General features: G+C 59.6%; 19 protein-coding genes and 1 pseudogene. 15 read left to right on the top strand and 5 right to left on the bottom strand.

Going from position 1 to position 18244, the window contains the following annotated elements; translation table 11 throughout:
• A pseudogene (locus DOU54_RS27745) lies at window positions 1–228 on the bottom strand (hypothetical protein); the annotation flags it as partial.
• Window positions 229–389: 161 nt separating this feature from the next.
• On the opposite strand from DOU54_RS27745, the gene coxB reads away from it, so the two are divergent.
• From coxB to DOU54_RS17725, 12 genes are all read left to right on the top strand, one after another.
• Window positions 390–1253: a cytochrome c oxidase subunit II gene (coxB, locus tag DOU54_RS17670; protein ID WP_034496285.1), complete on the top strand. Its 864-nt coding sequence runs from the start codon at window positions 390–392 to the stop codon at window positions 1251–1253.
• 16 nt (window positions 1254–1269) lie between these two features.
• Window positions 1270–2985: a cytochrome c oxidase subunit I gene (gene ctaD, locus DOU54_RS17675; RefSeq protein ID WP_004440364.1), complete on the top strand. Its 1716-nt coding sequence runs from the start codon at window positions 1270–1272 to the stop codon at window positions 2983–2985.
• 387 nt (window positions 2986–3372) lie between these two features.
• Window positions 3373–4326 (top strand): heme o synthase, encoded by a 954-nt coding sequence (locus DOU54_RS17680; protein WP_113381642.1) that lies wholly within the window; start codon window positions 3373–3375, stop codon window positions 4324–4326.
• On the top strand, window positions 4326–4457 hold the full coding sequence (locus tag DOU54_RS28240; protein ID WP_003521105.1) for a cytochrome c oxidase system small membrane protein: 132 nt from the start codon (window positions 4326–4328) through the stop codon (window positions 4455–4457). The genes DOU54_RS17680 and DOU54_RS28240 overlap by 1 nt, the downstream gene beginning before the upstream one ends.
• A 29-nt stretch (window positions 4458–4486) precedes the next feature.
• Window positions 4487–5104, top strand: coding sequence for a cytochrome c oxidase assembly protein (locus DOU54_RS17690; protein ID WP_004440369.1), 618 nt, complete (start codon window positions 4487–4489; stop codon window positions 5102–5104).
• A 59-nt stretch (window positions 5105–5163) separates the two neighbouring features.
• On the top strand, window positions 5164–6039 hold the full coding sequence (locus DOU54_RS17695) for a cytochrome c oxidase subunit 3 (RefSeq protein WP_004440371.1): 876 nt from the start codon (window positions 5164–5166) through the stop codon (window positions 6037–6039).
• A 270-nt stretch (window positions 6040–6309) separates the two neighbouring features.
• Window positions 6310–6696: a DUF983 domain-containing protein gene (locus DOU54_RS17700; protein ID WP_004440372.1), complete on the top strand. Its 387-nt coding sequence runs from the start codon at window positions 6310–6312 to the stop codon at window positions 6694–6696.
• The gene (locus DOU54_RS17705) at window positions 6665–7441 is read left to right on the top strand and encodes an SURF1 family protein (protein ID WP_373887381.1); all 777 of its coding nucleotides are present in this window, start codon (window positions 6665–6667) and stop codon (window positions 7439–7441) included. The genes DOU54_RS17700 and DOU54_RS17705 overlap by 32 nt, the downstream gene beginning before the upstream one ends.
• Before the next feature lie 62 nt (window positions 7442–7503).
• Window positions 7504–8550, top strand: a complete 1047-nt coding sequence (ispH, locus tag DOU54_RS17710) for a 4-hydroxy-3-methylbut-2-enyl diphosphate reductase (protein ID WP_004440375.1) — start codon at window positions 7504–7506, stop codon at window positions 8548–8550.
• An 81-nt stretch (window positions 8551–8631) separates the two neighbouring features.
• Window positions 8632–9600 (top strand): homoserine kinase, encoded by a 969-nt coding sequence (locus tag DOU54_RS17715; RefSeq protein WP_004440378.1) that lies wholly within the window; start codon window positions 8632–8634, stop codon window positions 9598–9600.
• Window positions 9597–10037, top strand: a complete 441-nt coding sequence (rnhA, locus tag DOU54_RS17720) for a ribonuclease HI (protein WP_113381633.1) — start codon at window positions 9597–9599, stop codon at window positions 10035–10037. The genes DOU54_RS17715 and rnhA overlap by 4 nt, the downstream gene beginning before the upstream one ends.
• 135 nt (window positions 10038–10172) lie before the next feature.
• Entirely contained in the window at window positions 10173–10481 is a 309-nt protein-coding gene (locus DOU54_RS17725) for a Dabb family protein (RefSeq protein WP_022555741.1), read from the top strand.
• A 140-nt stretch (window positions 10482–10621) separates the two neighbouring features.
• On the opposite strand, the gene DOU54_RS17730 is transcribed toward DOU54_RS17725, so the two are convergent.
• Window positions 10622–11107, bottom strand: coding sequence for a peroxiredoxin (locus tag DOU54_RS17730; protein WP_006699978.1), 486 nt, complete (start codon window positions 11105–11107; stop codon window positions 10622–10624).
• Window positions 11108–11306: 199 nt separating this feature from the next.
• Complete coding sequence (locus DOU54_RS17735; RefSeq protein ID WP_113381632.1) at window positions 11307–12155, bottom strand: protein-disulfide reductase DsbD domain-containing protein; 849 nt, start codon at window positions 12153–12155, stop codon at window positions 11307–11309.
• 161 nt (window positions 12156–12316) lie between these two features.
• On the opposite strand from DOU54_RS17735, the gene DOU54_RS17740 reads away from it, so the two are divergent.
• The 3 genes from DOU54_RS17740 to DOU54_RS17750 all read left to right on the top strand — a co-directional run bounded on the left by DOU54_RS17740 (window position 12317) and on the right by DOU54_RS17750 (window position 14491).
• Window positions 12317–12922 (top strand): YqgE/AlgH family protein, encoded by a 606-nt coding sequence (locus DOU54_RS17740; RefSeq protein WP_004440387.1) that lies wholly within the window; start codon window positions 12317–12319, stop codon window positions 12920–12922.
• Window positions 12923–13025: 103 nt separating this feature from the next.
• The gene (locus DOU54_RS17745) at window positions 13026–13217 is read left to right on the top strand and encodes a CsbD family protein (RefSeq protein WP_004440389.1); all 192 of its coding nucleotides are present in this window, start codon (window positions 13026–13028) and stop codon (window positions 13215–13217) included.
• 170 nt (window positions 13218–13387) lie between these two features.
• Window positions 13388–14491 (top strand): zinc-binding metallopeptidase family protein, encoded by a 1104-nt coding sequence (locus tag DOU54_RS17750; protein ID WP_004440391.1) that lies wholly within the window; start codon window positions 13388–13390, stop codon window positions 14489–14491.
• Window positions 14492–14684: 193 nt separating this feature from the next.
• Here the strand turns inward: DOU54_RS17750 and DOU54_RS17755 are convergent, their stop codons facing one another.
• Both DOU54_RS17755 and DOU54_RS17760 read right to left on the bottom strand, forming a co-directional pair.
• Window positions 14685–17600 carry a sensor domain-containing phosphodiesterase gene (locus tag DOU54_RS17755; protein WP_004440393.1) on the bottom strand — a complete coding sequence of 972 codons (2916 nt, stop codon included), beginning with the start codon at window positions 17598–17600 and terminating at the stop codon, window positions 14685–14687.
• Entirely contained in the window at window positions 17597–18196 is a 600-nt protein-coding gene (locus DOU54_RS17760) for a GNAT family N-acetyltransferase (protein ID WP_004440394.1), read from the bottom strand. The genes DOU54_RS17755 and DOU54_RS17760 overlap by 4 nt, the downstream gene beginning before the upstream one ends.
• Window positions 18197–18244 lie beyond the last annotated feature (48 nt).

Raw genomic sequence — 18244 nt, forward strand, 5'->3', positions numbered from 1 at the left:
ATAATCCGGAAAAAAAAGCCTCGGGCTTTCAATTCCAGCCGAGTTGGGCGGAAATAGGACCTGTCGGTCCTGATGGCAGCCGGATTTGTTCGCGGCATCGGTCGTCATCCCGCGATCAAACCGGCTGGAAGACGGGGCTTGCCGCATTTTTTCGTCGCGAAATCGTCTTCGGCAGACGAGCCGACGCACAGGCTGCAGGAAAGTCGCGCGCGGATTGATCAATGGCAAAATTGGGGCGCATCCGTGGCGTGACGCATATTGCGGCAGAGGGCAAACTGTGGTTTGAAGTTATTACCATTAGCATGGATTCTGCGCCTGTGATTGATCTGGATCAGGCGCGTGAGGGAGAGGGTACCGTGAGGAATAGGATTTACGCAGCACTGGCGGGGATGACCTGTCTGCTCACGGCTGTCGGCGCCCACGCCGATCAGCCGGTGCATTGGCAAATGGGCATGCAGGAGGCCGCCACGCCGATCATGCACGAAATACGCTGGTTCGAACAATATACGCTCTGGTTCATTGTTCCGGTTACGCTTTTCGTTCTTGCGCTGCTCATCGTCGTCGTTCTGAAATTCCGCGCCTCGGCCAATCCCGTGCCTTCGAAGACCAGCCACAACACGGCAATCGAAGTGGTCTGGACGCTGGCGCCGGTTCTCATTCTCCTGTTCCTTGCTTTCCCGTCGTTCAATCTTTTGAACGCGCAGCTCACGCAGCCGGAAAACCCCGACGTGACGCTGAAGGCGACCGCCACGCAGTGGCTGTGGAGCTACGAATATACGGCTGCCGAGGGCGCCGAGCCGGTCTCCTTCGACAGCTACATGCTGAAGGATCAGGATCGCGCCGCCGCCGGCAAGGAGGACAAGGCCCGCTATCCGCGTCTTCTCGCAGTAGACAATGAAATGGTTGTCCCGGTCGGCAAGACCGTTCGCCTGCTCGTCACCGCCGCGCCGACGGATGTGATCCATTCCTTCGCCATGCCGGCTTTCGGCGTCAAGATCGACGCTGTTCCGGGCCGCCTGAACGAAACCTGGTTCAAGGCGGAAAAAGAAGGCCTTTATTACGGCCAGTGTTCCGAGCTTTGCGGCAAGGATCACGCCTTCATGCCCATCGCCATTCGGGTGGTTTCCGAACAGCAGTACAACACCTGGCTCGCCGCCGCCGGTTCTGACCTGAACGGCGCGAACCGGGCGCTGATGGCCTCTGTCGATGGCGCTCCGCGCACCGTCGACGTTGCCGCCAACGAAACCAACTGATTCTGGAGTGAGGACAATGGCTGGACCTTCCGCACACGACGATCATCACTCGCATGGTCATTCCGCACATGATGGGCACGCGCATGACGACCATTCGCATGATGCACATCATTCCCATACGCCGGGCTTCTTCGCCCGCTGGTTCCTGTCCACCAACCATAAGGACATCGGCACGCTCTACCTGATCTTTGCGATCATGGCCGGCATCGTCGGCGGCGGGCTTTCCGTCGTCATGCGCATGGAACTGCAGGAACCGGGCATCCAGATTTTCCACGGTCTGGCCTCCATGGTCTACGGCTTTGAGGGCGACGCTGCCATCGACGGCGGCAAGCACATGTTCAACGTGTTCACCACCGCACACGCCCTGATCATGATCTTCTTCATGGTCATGCCGGCGCTGATCGGCGGTTTCGCCAACTGGATGATCCCGATCATGATCGGTGCGCCGGACATGGCTTTCCCGCGCCTGAACAACATCTCCTTCTGGCTGATCGTTCCGGCCTTCATCCTGCTCATTCTGTCGCTCTTCGTCGAAGGGCCGGCGGGTGCTTATGGTGTCGGCGGCGGGTGGACCATGTATCCGCCTCTGTCGACAAACGGCATGCCCGGACCGGCCGTGGATCTGGCGATCTTTGCGCTGCACGTTTCGGGCGCGTCGTCGATCCTCGGTGCGATCAACTTCATCACCACCATCCTCAACATGCGCGCCCCGGGCATGACGCTGCACAAGATGCCGCTCTTCGCCTGGTCGGTGCTCGTCACTGCGTTCCTGCTGCTGCTTTCGCTGCCGGTTCTGGCGGGCGGCATCACCATGCTTCTGACGGACCGCAATTTCGGCACGGCATTTTTCTCGCCGGAAGGCGGCGGTGACCCGATCCTCTATCAGCACCTGTTCTGGTTCTTCGGCCATCCGGAAGTGTACATCCTGATCCTGCCCGGCTTCGGCATCATCAGCCACATCGTGTCCACCTTCTCGAAGAAGCCCGTCTTCGGTTATCTCGGCATGGCTTACGCCATGGTCGCGATCGGCGCGGTCGGCTTCATCGTCTGGGCGCACCACATGTATACGGTTGGCCTGTCGCTGGAAGCACAACGCTACTTCGTCTTCGCAACCATGGTCATCGCGGTGCCGACAGGCATCAAGATTTTCTCGTGGATCGCGACGATGTGGGGCGGCTCGCTGACCTTCTCGACACCAATGGTCTGGGCAATCGGCTTCATCTTCCTGTTCACGGTCGGTGGCGTCACGGGCGTCCAGCTCGCCAATGCCGGTCTCGACCGCTCGCTGCACGATACCTATTACGTGGTGGCCCATTTCCACTACGTTCTGTCGCTCGGCGCCGTCTTTGCGATCTTCGCCGGCTGGTATTACTGGTTCCCGAAGATTTCCGGCTACATGTACAGCGAGTTCATCGGAAAACTGCATTTCTGGGTCATGTTCGTCGGTGTGAACCTGATCTTCTTCCCGCAGCACTTCCTCGGCCTTGCCGGCATGCCGCGCCGTTACATCGATTATCCCGATGCCTATGCCGGCTGGAACCTGGTGTCGTCCTATGGGTCCTATATTTCGGCCGTCGGCGTGCTGATCTTCCTTTTCGGTGTCTGGGAAGCTTTCGCCAAGAAGCGGATCGCCGGCAACAATCCCTGGGGTGAAGGCGCGACGACGCTCGAATGGCAGCTGTCTTCCCCGCCGCCGTACCACCAGTGGGAACAGCTTCCGCGCATTCGCTGATGCACGGATCGGGACGCGCGGTAAGGCTCGCGGGTCCCGAGCGCTGAGAAAGAGGGCGGCACGGTCAGGCCCGTGCCGTTTTCCCGAACGGGCTGCCTTTACTGCCGCGTGACATTTTGTCCAAGCGATGCTTGCCTTCCAGCGTGATACATGCGCCGGGATATGATAAATGCCAGTTTTGGCCTTTATGAATGGCAAGCGCAGACGAATGGCGGCAGGACACGGCGTAAGGCCGGGAAGATGGCATCGGTTGAACCGGCTGCCGGTCAGGCCGTGACGTTCGGGACCCATGGATCGACGCATCGCGCATTCCGGAACTCTCACTCGTGTTTCCGGCCGATGCAGGAATGTCGCGACAGGTGGCGTTCGAAGGAAGCAGGACAGGAAATGACCGTTATCGACAATCGCGAAATGCTGGGCGCGGAAAGCTCCGAACTCTCGGAAGCCGGCGCGCGCGATTATTTCGAATTGCTGAAACCTCGCGTCATGTCGCTCGTGGTCTTCACGGCCTTTGCGGGCCTCGTGCTGGCGCCGGGTGAAATCAACCCGATACTCGGCATCATCGCTATTCTCTGCATCGCCGTCGGCGCGGGCGCGTCCGGTGCGCTCAACATGTGGTACGATGCCGATATCGATGCCGTCATGAGCCGCACCGCCAGGCGACCGATCCCGTCCGGCCGTATCACCCCGCGCGAGGCGCTGGCCTTTGGCCTGACGCTGTCGGCCTTCTCGGTAGTCATTCTCGGCCTTGCGATCAACTGGTTCTCGGCCGGTCTTCTGGCCTTCACCATCTTCTTTTATGCTGTCATCTATACGATGTGGCTGAAACGCTCGACGCCGCAGAATATCGTGATCGGCGGCGCGGCAGGCGCTTTCCCGCCCATGCTTGGCTGGGCCTGCGTCACCGGCGGCGTTTCGCTGGACAGCATCATCCTGTTCCTCATCATCTTCCTGTGGACGCCTGCGCATTTCTGGGCGCTGGCCCTGTTCAAGATGCGTGATTATGGCGCCGTTGGCATTCCGATGATGCCGAATGTTGCTGGCGAGCGCTCCACCAAGAACCAGATGATCTGTTACGCGGTGTTGACCGCAGCCGCAGCCGTCGCGCCTTATTTCACTGGTCTGGCAAGCGCCGGTTACGGTATTTTCGCGGCAGTGCTGAGCGCCATCTTCGTATACTGTTCGCTCAATGTCCGGCGCATGCCGGAGGGTGACGAAAAGATGTTGCCGGCCAAGAAAATGTTCGCTTATTCGGTGCTTTACCTTTTTGCGATTTTCTCCGGCCTTCTGGCCGATCATTTCGCGCCGGCCCTGAAGGCCGTCATGTCGGGAGTCCTGTGATGGAAACGGTGGAACTGAGCGCGGCGCAGAAAAAATCGAGACGCGGGCGCAATATTGCGCTCGGCGTCCTGCTCGCCGGTCTGGTGGTGCTATTCTACATCATCACCATCATCAAGATCGGTTCGCACTGACGGGCTGATCGAGGGGGAAGGAGGAGGAGATGGCGAATATGGAAGCGCAGACAACGGGGACCGAGCGGCAACGGGTGAGCAATCGCTCCATCCTCGTGCTCTGTCTGGTGTTTTTCTGCGCCATGATCGGCATGGCCTACGCCGCCGTGCCGCTTTATACGCTGTTCTGCCGTGTCACCGGTTACAACGGCACGACCCAGCGCGTCGAGCAATATTCCGATGTGATCCTCGACAAGACCATCAATGTCACCTTTGACGCCAATACGTCGAACGGCCTCAACTGGGATTTCCAGCCGGTCGACAGGAAGGTCACGCCGAAGATCGGCGAAACGGTGCAGGTGACCTTCAAGGCGACGAACCGTTCACCGGTGGCGACCACAGGCACGGCGGTCTTCAACGTCACGCCCATGGAAGCCGGCGCCTATTTCAACAAGGTGGAGTGCTTCTGCTTCACCGAAACGACGCTGCAGCCCGGCGAAACGCTGGAAATGCCGGTGGTGTTCTTCGTCGATCCTGACATCGCCACGGCGCGTGAGACCAAGAGCATTCATACTTTAACGCTGTCCTATACATTTTATCCGGCCAAAACCGAAAAACCGGTTGCGTCCTTGCCGGTAAAAACCGAATCTGGCGAAAGCAAATTGTGAGAGGAGATCCGGCCTTTGCCGAGGCCGGATCAGGGAAGAGACACCAGGGGATTGTCGCAATGGCAGATACGCATCAGAAGAACCACGATTACCACATTATCGATCCAAGCCCCTGGCCGCTTCTGGCCTCGATCGGCGCTTTCATCCTGACTTTCGGTGGCGTTTGTTACATGCGTTACCTGTCGGGCGGCTCCTTCAAGCTGTTCGGCGCGGAGCTCGCCAATCCCTGGCTGTTCTATATCGGTCTCGTCATCGTGCTCTACACCATGTATGCGTGGTGGGCGGATACGATCAAGGAAGGCCGCGAGGGCAATCACACCCGCGTCGTTTCGCTGCATCTGCGTTACGGCATGATCATGTTCATCGCCTCAGAGGTGATGTTCTTCGTCGCATGGTTCTGGGCATATTTCGATGCCAGCCTCTTCCCCCATGAAGCTATTCAGGCGTCGCGTCTCGAATATACCGGCGGACAATGGCCGCCCAAGGGCATCGAAGTCATCGATCCATGGCATCTGCCGCTCTATAACACCGTCATCCTGCTGCTGTCGGGCACCTGTGTCACCTGGGCGCATCACGCTCTGCTGCACAATGACCGCAAGGGCCTGATATCGGGTCTGGTGCTCACCGTTGCGCTTGGCGTGCTGTTCTCCACCGTGCAGGTCTACGAATACATGCACGCCCCGTTCGACTTCAAGAATTCGATCTACGGCGCGACCTTCTTCATGGCCACCGGTTTCCACGGTTTCCACGTCTTCGTGGGCACGGTGTTCCTGCTGGTCTGCCTGTTCCGTGCCATTGCCGGCGGGTTCACGCCCACGCAGCATTTCGGTTTCGAAGCCGCTGCCTGGTACTGGCACTTCGTTGACGTCGTCTGGCTGTTCCTGTTCTTCGCCATCTATATCTGGGGTGGCTGGGGCGCGCCAATTCACGGCTGATAGGGCCAAGGTAAGGCATCCGGTGGAGCGAGCGGGTGCAATCGTTTCTTCTCCCCGCCGGGGAGAAGTCCGCGGCAGCGGGATGGGAGGGCTCCGGTAGAGATATCCGGAGAGCTTGCCCTCTCATCGACCCTTCGGGCTACCTTCTCCCCGGCGGGAGAAGAAGACGCGACGCGATCGAGCAAGAAACAAGTGCCCGGGTTTTGAGGCAGGTTTCCAAGAGATCGACGTCACCCTCGGACTTTGGCCGACTTTGCGGGAGGTTTCACCATGTCAGAGCCATCAGGCAGCAAGTTCGCCCCGGTCGACCCGATCAAGGTGGGCTTGAAGGGCTGCTGCCCTCGCTGCGGCAACGGGCGCCTTTTCGATGGTTTTCTGACGGTAAAACCCGCCTGCAGCGCATGCGGACTGGATTACGGTTTTGCCGATGCGGGTGATGGCCCGGCGGTTTTCGTCATGCTGATCGTCGGTTTTCTGGTTGTCGGGCTGGCGCTCTGGTTCGATCAGCATTTTGCGCCGCCCGTCTGGGTGCATGTCATCTTGTGGTTGCCATTCACGGTGATTGTCTCCCTCGTGCTGCTGCGCAAGCTGAAGGGCATCATGATCGCGCTGCAATACCGCAACAATGCAAGCGAAGGCAGGCTTGACCGTGAATGACGTGTCCCACATGAAGGCGGCGGAAAGGCGGGTCTGGTTCGCTGCGCCGCTGGTTCTGCTGGCGCTTGCCATTCTTCTCGGGCTCGGCACCTGGCAGGTAAAGCGGCTTTACTGGAAAGAGGCACTTCTCGCCGATATAGAAGAACGGCGAAACGCTGCCCCCGCCACGGTTGCCGAAATAGAGGCGATTGCCAAAAGCGGCGGCGATATCGAGTATCGCAAGGTCAGTCTGTCCGGTACCTTCGATCACGCCCGCGAGCGGCATTTCTTCGCCACCCACCAGGGCAGAACCGGCTATTACATCTATACGCCGCTGACGCTTGCCGATGGCCGCGTCCTCTTCGTCAATCGCGGTTTTGTGCCCTTTGAGATGAAGGATCCGGCCAAGCGATCCGAGGGGCAGGTGACGGGCGAGGTGAAGATTACGGGGCTGGCGCGTGCGCCGCTTGTCGCCAAGCCTTCCTCGCTGCTGCCGGACAACGATATCGCCAAGAACATATTCTACTGGAAGGATCTGGCGGCCATGGCCTCCAGTGCGGATATTCCGCCGGACCGGCTGGTCAAGCTTTTCGTGGATGCCGATGCCGCCCCCAATCCCGGCGGCTGGCCGCAGGGCGGGGTGACGCTGATAGATTTGCCCAATAATCACCTGCAATATGCGATAACGTGGTATGGTCTGGCTGCAGCCCTTGTCATCGTCGCCGGTTTTGCCTATTTCCGGAACCACAAGGCGCGCGATGAATAGTGCGCCTGCCGCCCGGCAGGGCTGGCCATCGGCAGGGCACGGAGCACGCCTAAGGAGCTGGAATGAACATCGCCGTTTCCAAACCCCCTTTGACGATAAGGCTGTGCGGACCGCGTGGCTTTTGCGCGGGCGTGGACCGGGCGATCCAGATCGTCGTGCTGGCGCTGAAGGCCTATGGCGCGCCCGTTTATGTTCGCCACGAAATCGTGCATAACCGCTATGTGGTGGAAGGGCTGGAAGCGAAGGGTGCGGTCTTCGTCGAGGAACTGCATGAAATTCCGGCCGAACATCGCGAGCAGCCGGTTGTTTTCTCGGCGCATGGCGTTCCTAAATCCGTGCCTGAGGATGCGCAGGCGCGCAACCTGTTTTATCTCGATGCCACTTGCCCGTTGGTCTCCAAGGTCCACAAGCAGGCCATGCGCCACCAGCGCCTCGGCCGCCATGTGGTGCTGATCGGCCATGCCGGTCATCCAGAGGTCATCGGCACCATGGGCCAGCTTCCCGAAGGCACCGTCTCACTCATCGAAACGGTGGAGGATGCCGACCGTTATGAGCCGCTGGACCGCGAAAATCTCGGCTTTGTCACACAGACGACCCTGTCGGTCGATGACACGGCAGGCGTGATCGCCAGGCTGCAGGAACGCTTCCCGGCCATTCAGGCGCCCGCCGCCGACAGCATCTGTTACGCGACCACCAACCGTCAGGATGCGGTGAAACAGGCAGCGCCCGGCTGCGACCTGTTCATCGTCGTCGGAGCCCCCAATTCCTCCAATTCCAAGCGGCTGGTGGAAGTGGCCCTGCGTGCGGGTGCGAAGCGCTCTGTCCTGGTGCAGCGCGCCTCCGAAATCGACTGGAATGAAATCGGCGACATCCGCACCGTCGGTCTCTCGGCCGGTGCATCCGCTCCTGAAGTCATCGTCGATGAAATCATCGAAGCCTTCAAGGCGCGTTTCGACACCACGCTCGATCTCGCCGTGACGGTTGAGGAAACGGAACATTTCCTCGTCAATCGCGAGTTGCGCAGCATCGAGCTGACGACGGATGATATGGCTTTCGTCAACGGCAATGCCAGCAACGCGCTGCCGCCCAAGGCTGCAGCCGGCGCCTGACATGGTTTGGCGGGAAGGGTGGTATTCGCCCCGCGCCGCTCTGCCGGATTTCCACTCCATCCTTCATCAAGAGATTTAAAATTGGCAGTTTATACTGATATCACCGAAGATGACCTGAGGAATTTCCTCACGCAGTACGACGTCGGCAGCCTCACTTCCTACAAGGGCATTGCCGAAGGCGTCGAAAACTCCAATTTCCTGCTGCATACCACCAAGGACCCGCTGATCCTGACGCTTTATGAAAAGCGTGTGGAAAAATCCGATCTGCCTTTCTTCCTCGGCCTCATGCAGCATCTGGCCGCCAAAGGCCTGTCCTGCCCCTTGCCGCTGCCGCGCAAGGATGGCGAGTTGCTGGGAGAGCTGTCGGGCCGCCCAGCCGCGCTTATCTCCTTCCTTGAAGGAATGTGGCTGAGAAAGCCGGAGGCGAAACATTGCCGCGAAGTCGGCAAGGCGCTGGCCGCCATGCATCTGGCGGGCGAAGGCTTCGAGATCAAGCGGCCGAACGCGCTCTCCGTCGAGGGCTGGAAGGTGCTGTGGGAGAAATCCGAAGACCGCGCGGACGAGGTGGAGAAGGGGCTGAAGGACGAGATTCGCCCCGAGATCGATTATCTCGCGGCCCATTGGCCGAAGGACCTGCCGGCCGGTGTCATCCATGCGGATCTGTTTCAGGACAATGTGTTCTTCCTCGGCGACGAACTCTCCGGTCTGATCGACTTTTATTTCGCCTGTAACGACCTGCTCGCTTATGATGTGTCGATCTGCCTCAATGCCTGGTGCTTTGAAAAGGATGGCGCTTACAACGTCACCAAGGGCAAGGCGTTGCTGGAAGGTTACCAGTCCGTGCGGCCGCTCAGTGAAGCGGAGCTGGAAGCCCTGCCGCTTCTGGCGCGCGGTTCGGCTCTGCGCTTCTTCCTGACGCGGCTTTACGACTGGCTGACAACGCCGGAGGGCGCGCTGGTGGTGAAAAAAGACCCGCTGGAATATCTGCGCAAGCTGCGGTTCCACCGTTCCATCGCCACTGTCGCCGAATACGGGCTGGCCGGCGAATGAAGCATGTCGATATTTTCACCGATGGCGCCTGCTCCGGCAATCCGGGTCCGGGAGGCTGGGGTGCGGTGCTGCGTTACGGCGAGGTGGAGAAGGAACTCTGCGGCGGCGAGGCCGAGACCACCAACAACCGCATGGAACTGATGGCGGCGATTTCCGCGCTCAATGCGCTCAAGGCCACCTGCGAAGTCGATCTTTACACCGACAGCGCCTACGTGAAGGACGGCATCACCAAGTGGATTTTTGGCTGGAAAAAGAAGGGCTGGAAGACAGCCGATAACAAGCCGGTCAAGAATGTGGAGCTGTGGCAGGCACTGGAAGTGGCGCGCGAGCGCCACAAGGTTACCTTGCACTGGGTGAAGGGCCATGCCGGCCATCCGGAAAACGAGCGCGCCGATGAATTGGCGCGAAAAGGCATGGAGCCTTTCAAACGGCGGTAATGCAAGACTGCTCTATTTTGTGCCGGACAAAATCCGAGCCGGCACGCCCCCATCCGGGGTTGTGAAAACCGAAACCCGACCTATCTTGTCGTCAAGGGGTGCTCCGGTGGTGCCCAACGGAGGAGAAAAATCCGGATGATCCTGCATTGTGTCTTTCTACGCTTCAAGGCCGCGACGGCCGCTTCTGAAAAACATGCAATTTTCGAGGCGATCGCCGCCCTGAAAGACGTGATACCCGGCATCGTCGATGTGAAATACGGACAGAACGTTTCACCCGAAGGGCTGAATGGCGGTTTTGTCGATGGCTTCATCGTGACGCTTGAGAGCCCGGAAGCCCGGGACGAATATCTTGCCCACCCCCGGCATATGGAGGTGGGGGAGCGCCTCGTGTCACTCACCGATGGCGGTCTTGCGGGGCTTCTGGTGTTTGATATGAATGTTTGAGAAGGCGGCTCCCCGCCGCTCTCTTCCCTCATGCTCGGGCCTGCCCCAAACATCTGCAGCATTTCGTTTTTGGTGAAATGATTGGATCCCCGGGACAAGCCCGAGGATTTATGGCTCGGCCTGTGGCCAAACATTTGGCCTTAAAGCTGCTCGATCATCGCCGCAGCGGCAGAGACCGTCGCCTGACCGGGGTTCTCTTCCACGTTGAGTGACTTCACGACGCCGTCTTCCACCAGCATCGAATAACGCTTGGAACGCACGCCGAGGCCGCCGGCGGAGAGGTCGGCATCAAGGCCGAGCGCCTTGGTGAAGGACGCATCCCAGTCGGCGAGGAAATGGATTTTGCCCTGACCGCCCGAAGATTGCGCCCATGCGCCCATTACATGCCAGTCGTTGACGGCAACGACTGCGATATCGTCAACGCCTTTGGCCAGAATAGTGTCGCGGTTTTCAAGATAACCCGGCAGGTGGTTCAGCGAGCAGGTGGGGGTGAAAGCGCCGGGAACGGCAAAGAGAACAACCTTCTTCCCGCCGAAAAGCGCGTCCGTGGTGGTTTCCACCGGGCCATCGGCCGTCTTTTCCTTGAAGGTTGCGGAAGGCAGTTTATCGCCGATCTTGATGGTCATGTCCGTGCTCCTATGGCCGTTCGGTTCGCGCGACTATAGAGTTTGCCAGGGAAAAGTGGAACCCGGTTTTCCCTGAAAGACAAACGAAAACAAGCTGTCCCGATACTGGCAGGTTCGCAACGAATCTAACGGTATCAGGAGCACGGAAATGAAATCCGCCATGCGGTTTTCACGGTGGATTCCACCGCGGAGCCACCGTTCAGGGCTTCGGGAAATTCAGCATCGTCTCCATGGCCCGGTCGCCCGATTTGACCAGAATGGGCCAGCTGTTGCCCTGCACCTGATAGGTTTTCGGCAGGCCCTTGATGTTCATGTAGAAGGAGAGCTTGCGCTTGTCGCGTACGAGGTTCTGCGGCTCGTAATAGGCAAAACCCGAGGGGCCGGCGATGAAGATTTCGGTCTCCTTCGGCGCGTTTTCCGGAAGCTGCAGCTGCACGCCGAGCATTGTCTTGTCGGGCGTGATGTGGAAATCGATCACCTTGAAATCGTCGGATGCCGCTTCGGGCAGTGTTTCGCGCGCCTCTTCGAGAAGGCGGCGCTCCTCGCTGTCATCATCACCAGCCGTGCCCCGGTCGATGGAGAACTTCGCCTCGAAGGGGATACAGATATTCTGGCAGACGCCGATGAATGCGGTGAGGTCGATCTTCCCGCCTGCTGCCGGATCGGTAACCTTCAGCTGAAAGGGAAGGCTGACGGCGTGGTCATAACCGATATCGGTTATATCGCCGTTTTCGATCAACGTCGGAACCGGATAGGCCATGGCGGTCAGCATCGCACCGCTGGTCGGATCAGGCGTGATCTGCGGCGGTATGCCTGCTTCTCCGGGTTCGCGCCAATAGGTTATCCAGCCGTCCTTCGGCTCGATCTGCAATACGCCGCGCACCACGCCGTTTGCATCCACGGCAAGGCTCGCGACGCGCATCTGGCCGCCCTCGCTTCTGGCCCAGTCGGTAATGTCGGCCCGGGCGGCTTGCATGCCGCCGAGGAGGGCGGCAAAAGCAGCCGCGAGGTGAAGATGTGAAAATCGAAAGAATAACCTGACGCTCATGCTTCCCGTCTAACCCAACATCGACCGGCGGACCAGTTACGAATTCGTGGGGTTCATCATTTTCGGTTGATTGATCGGGCGGTATGCCGCATCCTGTCCTTTGTCGAAGTGCGAACGCCGTTTTCCGTTAAACGACGGAATTCGGCCTGCTGGAGGCGCCTGTGAGCTTTTCAACCCTGATGGACAAGCGCGAACGTGGCTTTCTCGACGGCCAGTTCCTCATTGCGATGCCGGGGCTGGACGACGGCAATTTTGCCCGTGCGGTGATCTATATCTGCGCCCACTCGGACGCCGGGGCCATGGGTTTCATCATCAACCGGCCGCAGCAGATTACCTTCACGGACATACTGCTCCACCTGAAACTGGTGGACAGCAACGACGCCATCATGCTGCCCAACCGCACCCGTGAGTTCCCGATCCAGTGCGGCGGCCCGGTGGAATCCGGCCGAGGTTTCGTTCTGCATTCGGATGACTATTTAAGCGAATCCAGCATTCCCGTCAGCGATGACATTTCGCTGACCGCAACGCTGGATATCGTGCGCGCCATTTCCAACGGCCGCGGCCCGCAAAGGGCCACCATGATGCTCGGTTATGCCGGCTGGGGGCCAGGCCAACTGGAAAACGAGATCGCCAATAATGGCTGGCTGAACTGCCCGGCTGCGGAGGAGCTGATTTTCGACCGCGGGTTGGACAATAAATACGAGCGGGCGCTCGCCCTGATGGGCGTTGATGCACGCATGCTCTCCACAGATGCGGGGCATGCCTGAGCCTCATCTTCCCGCTCGTTTTGGCTGGAACCATTCTTCTCCCTTTGGCGTTACTTACCCGGAAAGCCGCACAGACAGTACGGTTCAACTAGGGAGCAGTAATATGGGTAGCACATCTGACAAGGTCGCCGGTAAAGCCAATGAAGTTGCTGGTAAGGTGAAGAAGAACGTCGGTGAAGCGACCGGCAATAATGAATTGCGCGCCAAGGGTGCCGCCCAGGAAACCAAGGGCAAGGTACAGTCCTCCGTCGGCAAGGCGAAGGATGCCGTAAAGGGCGCCGTCGACCGCATGTAATATCGCCGGATTGATTGCGCCTCTCTGATGATGGGGCGCGCGGAGCGCATGTGTTCAAGAGCACATGCGCTCTTGTCGTCTGAGCGCCGGAACGCTCTTCCTGTTGCGCCGTTCATGTCGTCGTCCCAGATATGCCTCCGACCAACTGATCCATCGCAAGGGTTTCATCGATGAAGCTTTTTTCCTGCGCATCCTGCGGCCAGCCGGTGCATTTCGACAATCGATTTTGCGTTTCCTGCGGTCATCGTCTTGCCTTCGTGCCGGAGCGCCTGTCCATGGAGGCGTTGGCCCCGGCCGGTGAGCCGAACTGGCAGATCGTCGCGGAACCGCAAAAACAGGTGCGGTTTTGCGCCAATGAAGTGAACGATATCTGCAACTGGTCGGTGCCCGCGGGAAGCGAAAGCGCATTTTGCCCTGCCTGCAGCCACAATCGCCTTGTGCCCGACATTGCAACGCAACAGGGCATTGAGCAATGGCGTCGTATCAGCCAGGCGCAGCGTCATTTGTTTTATTCTATCCTGCGGCTCGGCCTCCCGCATCCCAACCGTGATGCCGATCCCGCCGGCGGCCTTGTCTTCGACTTTCTGGTGGATGAGGTGGCGCCAGATGGTTCCGTCATACCGGCCATGACCGGTCATGACGAAGGGCTGATCGCCATTCGTGCGGCCGAGGCCGACGATGCTACGCGCGAACAGGTGCGCGCCAATATGAACGAGCCGTACCGCACAATGCTCGGCCATTTCCGCCACGAAGTCGGTCACTTCATCTGGAACAAGCTCGTACGCGATGCAAACCGACTGGAGGCCTGCCGCGCCGTCTTTGGCGACGACAGAGAAGATTATGGCGCGGCGCTGCAACGCAATTACGACGAGGGTCCACGTCCCGACTGGCAGGACAGCTTCATCAGTTCCTATGCCTCCGTCCACCCCTGGGAGGATTTTGCCGAGTGTTTCGCGCATTATCTGCATATCGTCGATACGCTTGAGACCGCGCGCGCCTTCGGCGTGGCGATCGACCCCGACGGGCATGAAGAAATGGCGGCGGAGGTGACTTTCGATCCTTACAATGCCCGCAGCGCTGCACAGCTGGTCAAGGCCTGGATTCCGCTCAGCGTTGCGATCAACTCGATCCAGCGCAGCATGGGGGAAGCGGACCTCTATCCCTTCGTCCTGACGCCGCCGGTGGTTGCGAAGATGGAGTTCATTCACGACCTGCTGCATGGGAGGGTGGCGGCGGATGCGTCAACACCGGTGCAGGCTGCCGTGGTTCAGTGAATATCGACAAGCGAGGAGTAAAAGCCGGCAAACACGGTGTCTCCTCCTCCTGTCATGCCGTGCTTGATCCGTATACAACCAGCCCAAGTCCTTGGGCTGAAATGACTTTTCCCGCCGTGCTGACGCGCGTCGGCTAGATTCCGGTTCAAGGCCGGAATGACGGAGGTAGATACCTCGCGTTTCAATACTTCGCTTACGAAGCCCGCTTCGTCGGCTGGAACCGCTCCCGAAGAAGCTTTAGCGCCGCATCGCCGGAAACCGGCGTGCCAAACAGGAAGCTCTGGCCGAAATGGCAGTTCATGCGGGCCAGTTCGGCCGCATCCTCAGGCGTTTCGATGCCTTCCGCCACCACCTGCATGTCGAGCGCCCGCGCCATGGCAATGACGGAGCGCAGAAGCACGTTACGCTTGTCGCTGGTATTGGCCACCAGCGCCTTGTCGAGCTTGATCGTATCGAAGGGGAAACGGGTGAGATAGGCGAGCGATGAATAGCCCGTGCCGAAATCGTCCATTGCGAGGCTAAGGCCGGTTTCCTTGAGCTTCGAAAGCACAAGCCGCGCCTGTTCCGGATTTTCCATGACGACGGATTCCGTCAGTTCCAGCTTCAGCTGCTGCGGGTTGCAGCGCGTGCGGGTGAGCATGCCACGAACGTCGTTATAGAGTTCGTTGTTCAGCAGTTGGGCGGAGGAAATATTGACGGAGATGAAGATCGGCATCTTGTCGATGGCATGTTGCCAGTCCATCAGGTCGGTCGCCGCCCGTTCCAGCGCGAACATGCCGAGTGGCTCGATCAGGCCGGAGGCTTCGGCAATCGGAATGAACTCGCTTGGCGGGATATTGCCACGTTTCGGGTGCTCCCAACGCATCAGCGCCTCGAAACCGGCAAGCTCCCCATCATCGAGCTTGACGATCGGCTGATAGGCAAGTGACAGCTCCTTGCGCTCGATAGCGCGGCGAAGGTCGCTTTCCATCTGCAGCCGGTCGGTGCCCGAGGTGCGGAAGGCGGGACGGAAAGGCTCGACGCGATTGCCGCCGGCGCGCTTGGCGCGATACATGGCCAATTCCGCATCGCTGAGCAGACCTGCCGCACTTTCCTGTTGGTCGATCCACGAGACGAGGCCGATAGAAGCGGTGAGAATGATTTCGCGATTGGCGAAATTGATCGGCACCATGATCGCCTTGTTCACCGCATCGGCGAAATCCGCCACGCGCTGCGGATCGCGCTCCGAGGTCAGGATCAGGCCGAATTCGTCGCCGCCGAGACGAGCCAGCGTGTCCTGCGGTTTGAGCAGCCGACGCAGGCGCCGGGTGAGGGCAATCAAAATATTGTCGCCGGCAGCAATGCCGAGCGTGTCATTGACCAGCTTGTAGCGGTCGATATCGATCGCCATCACGGTTGGCCGCACGCCCTCGCTGTCCGGCGAGAGGTTGAGGATCGATTGCAGGCGGTCGAGGAAGACCTGCCGATTCGGAAGCCCGGTCAGATTGTCGTTCATCGCGTCCTGCAGCAGCCGCTCGACCGAATTTCTCTGCTCTGTAATATCGGTGATGGTGCCGACGCAGCGGATGATTTCGCCGTTGGAGCCAAGAACGGGACGCGCACGGATTTGCAGCCAGTGGAAGTGGCCATCCTCGGCGCGAATACGGAATTCGTGGTTCAGCCGGCCCTTGCGATGGTCGAGCAGCACGTCAAGTGTGGCCTTGAACCGGTCGCGGTCATCAGGGTGCAGGCGCGGCAGCCAGTTGCGCGCGGCGCCATGCATGGTGCCGGGCTCCAGCCCCAGGCGGTTGGAAATATCAGGCGTCGTGACGATACGGTCACGCGTCACGTCCCAGTCCCAGACCGTATCGCCGCTGCCCGTGAGCGCCAGCGATTGCCGCTCCAGATCGGAGAATAACCCCTGCTGATAGGCGCTGCCGGCAAAGGCGTGCTGGATGACCGTAAAGCCGATCAGAAGGACGATCAGTACCAGCCCGCCGCCAAGCGCAGGCTGCACGATGTCGTTGTCAAGCTGTCCCGTCACCGTCAACCAGCTGCCGAACAGCCAGACGAGGATCAAGGCCCAGGATGGGACGAGCAGGATCGCCCGGTCGTATTTGTTGAAACCGAGATAGATGATGAGCGCGATGCCCGCCGTCGCCGTCAGCGCGAAGGAAACACGCGCAATACCGGATGCGACGGAAGGGTCATAGATCGCCACGCCAAACAGCAGCGCCAGCCCCACCACCCAGGCAAAGGTCGCATAACCCAGATGTGCGTGCCATCGGTTTAGGTTGAGATAGGTGAAGAGAAAGACGACGAAGCTGGAGGCGAGCGCCACTTCCGCGCCCGCCCTCCATATTCGCTGATCGCTTGAGGTGACGGTGATGAGCTTTTCGAGGAAGCCGAAATCAACGCATATATAGGCAAGCACGGCCCAGGCGAGGGCGGCAGATGCGGGCAGGACCGAGGTTCCCTTGACCACGAAGAGAATGGTCAGGAGCACGGCAAGCAGGCCGGCAATGCCGAGCACGATGCCGCGATAGAGCGTGAAGGCGTTGATCGTATCCTTGTAGGCTTCCGGTTCCCACAGATAAAGCTGCGGCAGCTGCGGCGTGGAAAGCTCGGCGACGAAGGTGATGACGGAGCCGGGATTGAGCGTGATGCGGAAGACGTCGGCGTCCGGGCTTGGCTGCCTGTCGAGCGCAAAGCCTTCGCTGGGCGTTATCGCCATGATGCGTTGCGAGCCGAGATCCGGCCAGAACAGCTTGGAATTGACGAGACGGAAATGCGGCGCGACGATCACGCGCTCCAGCTGCTCTTCGGAGACATTGGCAAGCGCGAACACGGCCCAGTCGCCCTGGTGATCGTCGGAACTGGCGCGCACCTCGATGCGCCGGCGGATGCCGTCAGGACCCGGCGCGGTGGAAACCTGAAAGGCTTCGCCCTGATTGGCATAGATATCCGTGGTGGCGGTAAGATCGAGCGCCGTGTCGTCACGAGAGATCTTGACCGGCTCGAAGGCGAAGGAATGGGAGGCAAAAAGCAGGAAAAGCAGAAAAAACGGCGCAGCCAGCGCGATTGCCGCCAGACGTTTCGTGAGGCAAGGCGCAGTGTGATTGTAGGTCATGTATCGTACTTCGTTCCGCCGGAGCTTTGCTTGTCGGCAAGAAGGGAAAACATCATATGATCCCGCCATTGGCCATTGATTTTCAGATATTCCCGCAAGAGACCTTCCCGCTGGAACCCGGCATTTTCGAGGAGCCGGATGCTTTTGAAGTTTTCCGGAATACAGGCTGCCTCGATACGGTGCAACTGAAGTCCGTTGAAGATGTAGGGTATTACCAATTTTAATGCGGCAGACATATGGCCTTGGGCGGCATGCCGTTCACCGATCCAGTATCCGATCATGCAGCTCTGCGCCGCCCCGCGGCGGATATAGCCGATGGTGATGCCGCCGACCAGAAGCGTCTCTTTTTCGAACAGCAGGAAGGAAACGGCGGTGCCGGAGGAAAATTCCTGTCCGTTACGCACCACGCGCATGCGGAAGGCGCCCTCCGTCAGTTCGTCCGGCCGCCAGGTCGGTTCCCACGGCTGTAGAAACTGCCGGCTCTCGGATCGCAGCACGTGCCACTGCTTGAAATCGCTGTAGCGCGGCAGTCTGAGAAGGTGATTGGCGCTGCGCAGTTCGGGTGTGTCATTATGTCGGGAAAGAAAACGCAGCATTCACGATCCCTGTGAGGCAGATATCGCCATCCGCGAATGGGATGGCGA

This window comes from Agrobacterium sp. MS2 (genome assembly GCF_003261015.1).
In the GTDB taxonomy this organism is placed as follows: domain Bacteria; phylum Pseudomonadota; class Alphaproteobacteria; order Rhizobiales; family Rhizobiaceae; genus Agrobacterium; species Agrobacterium pusense.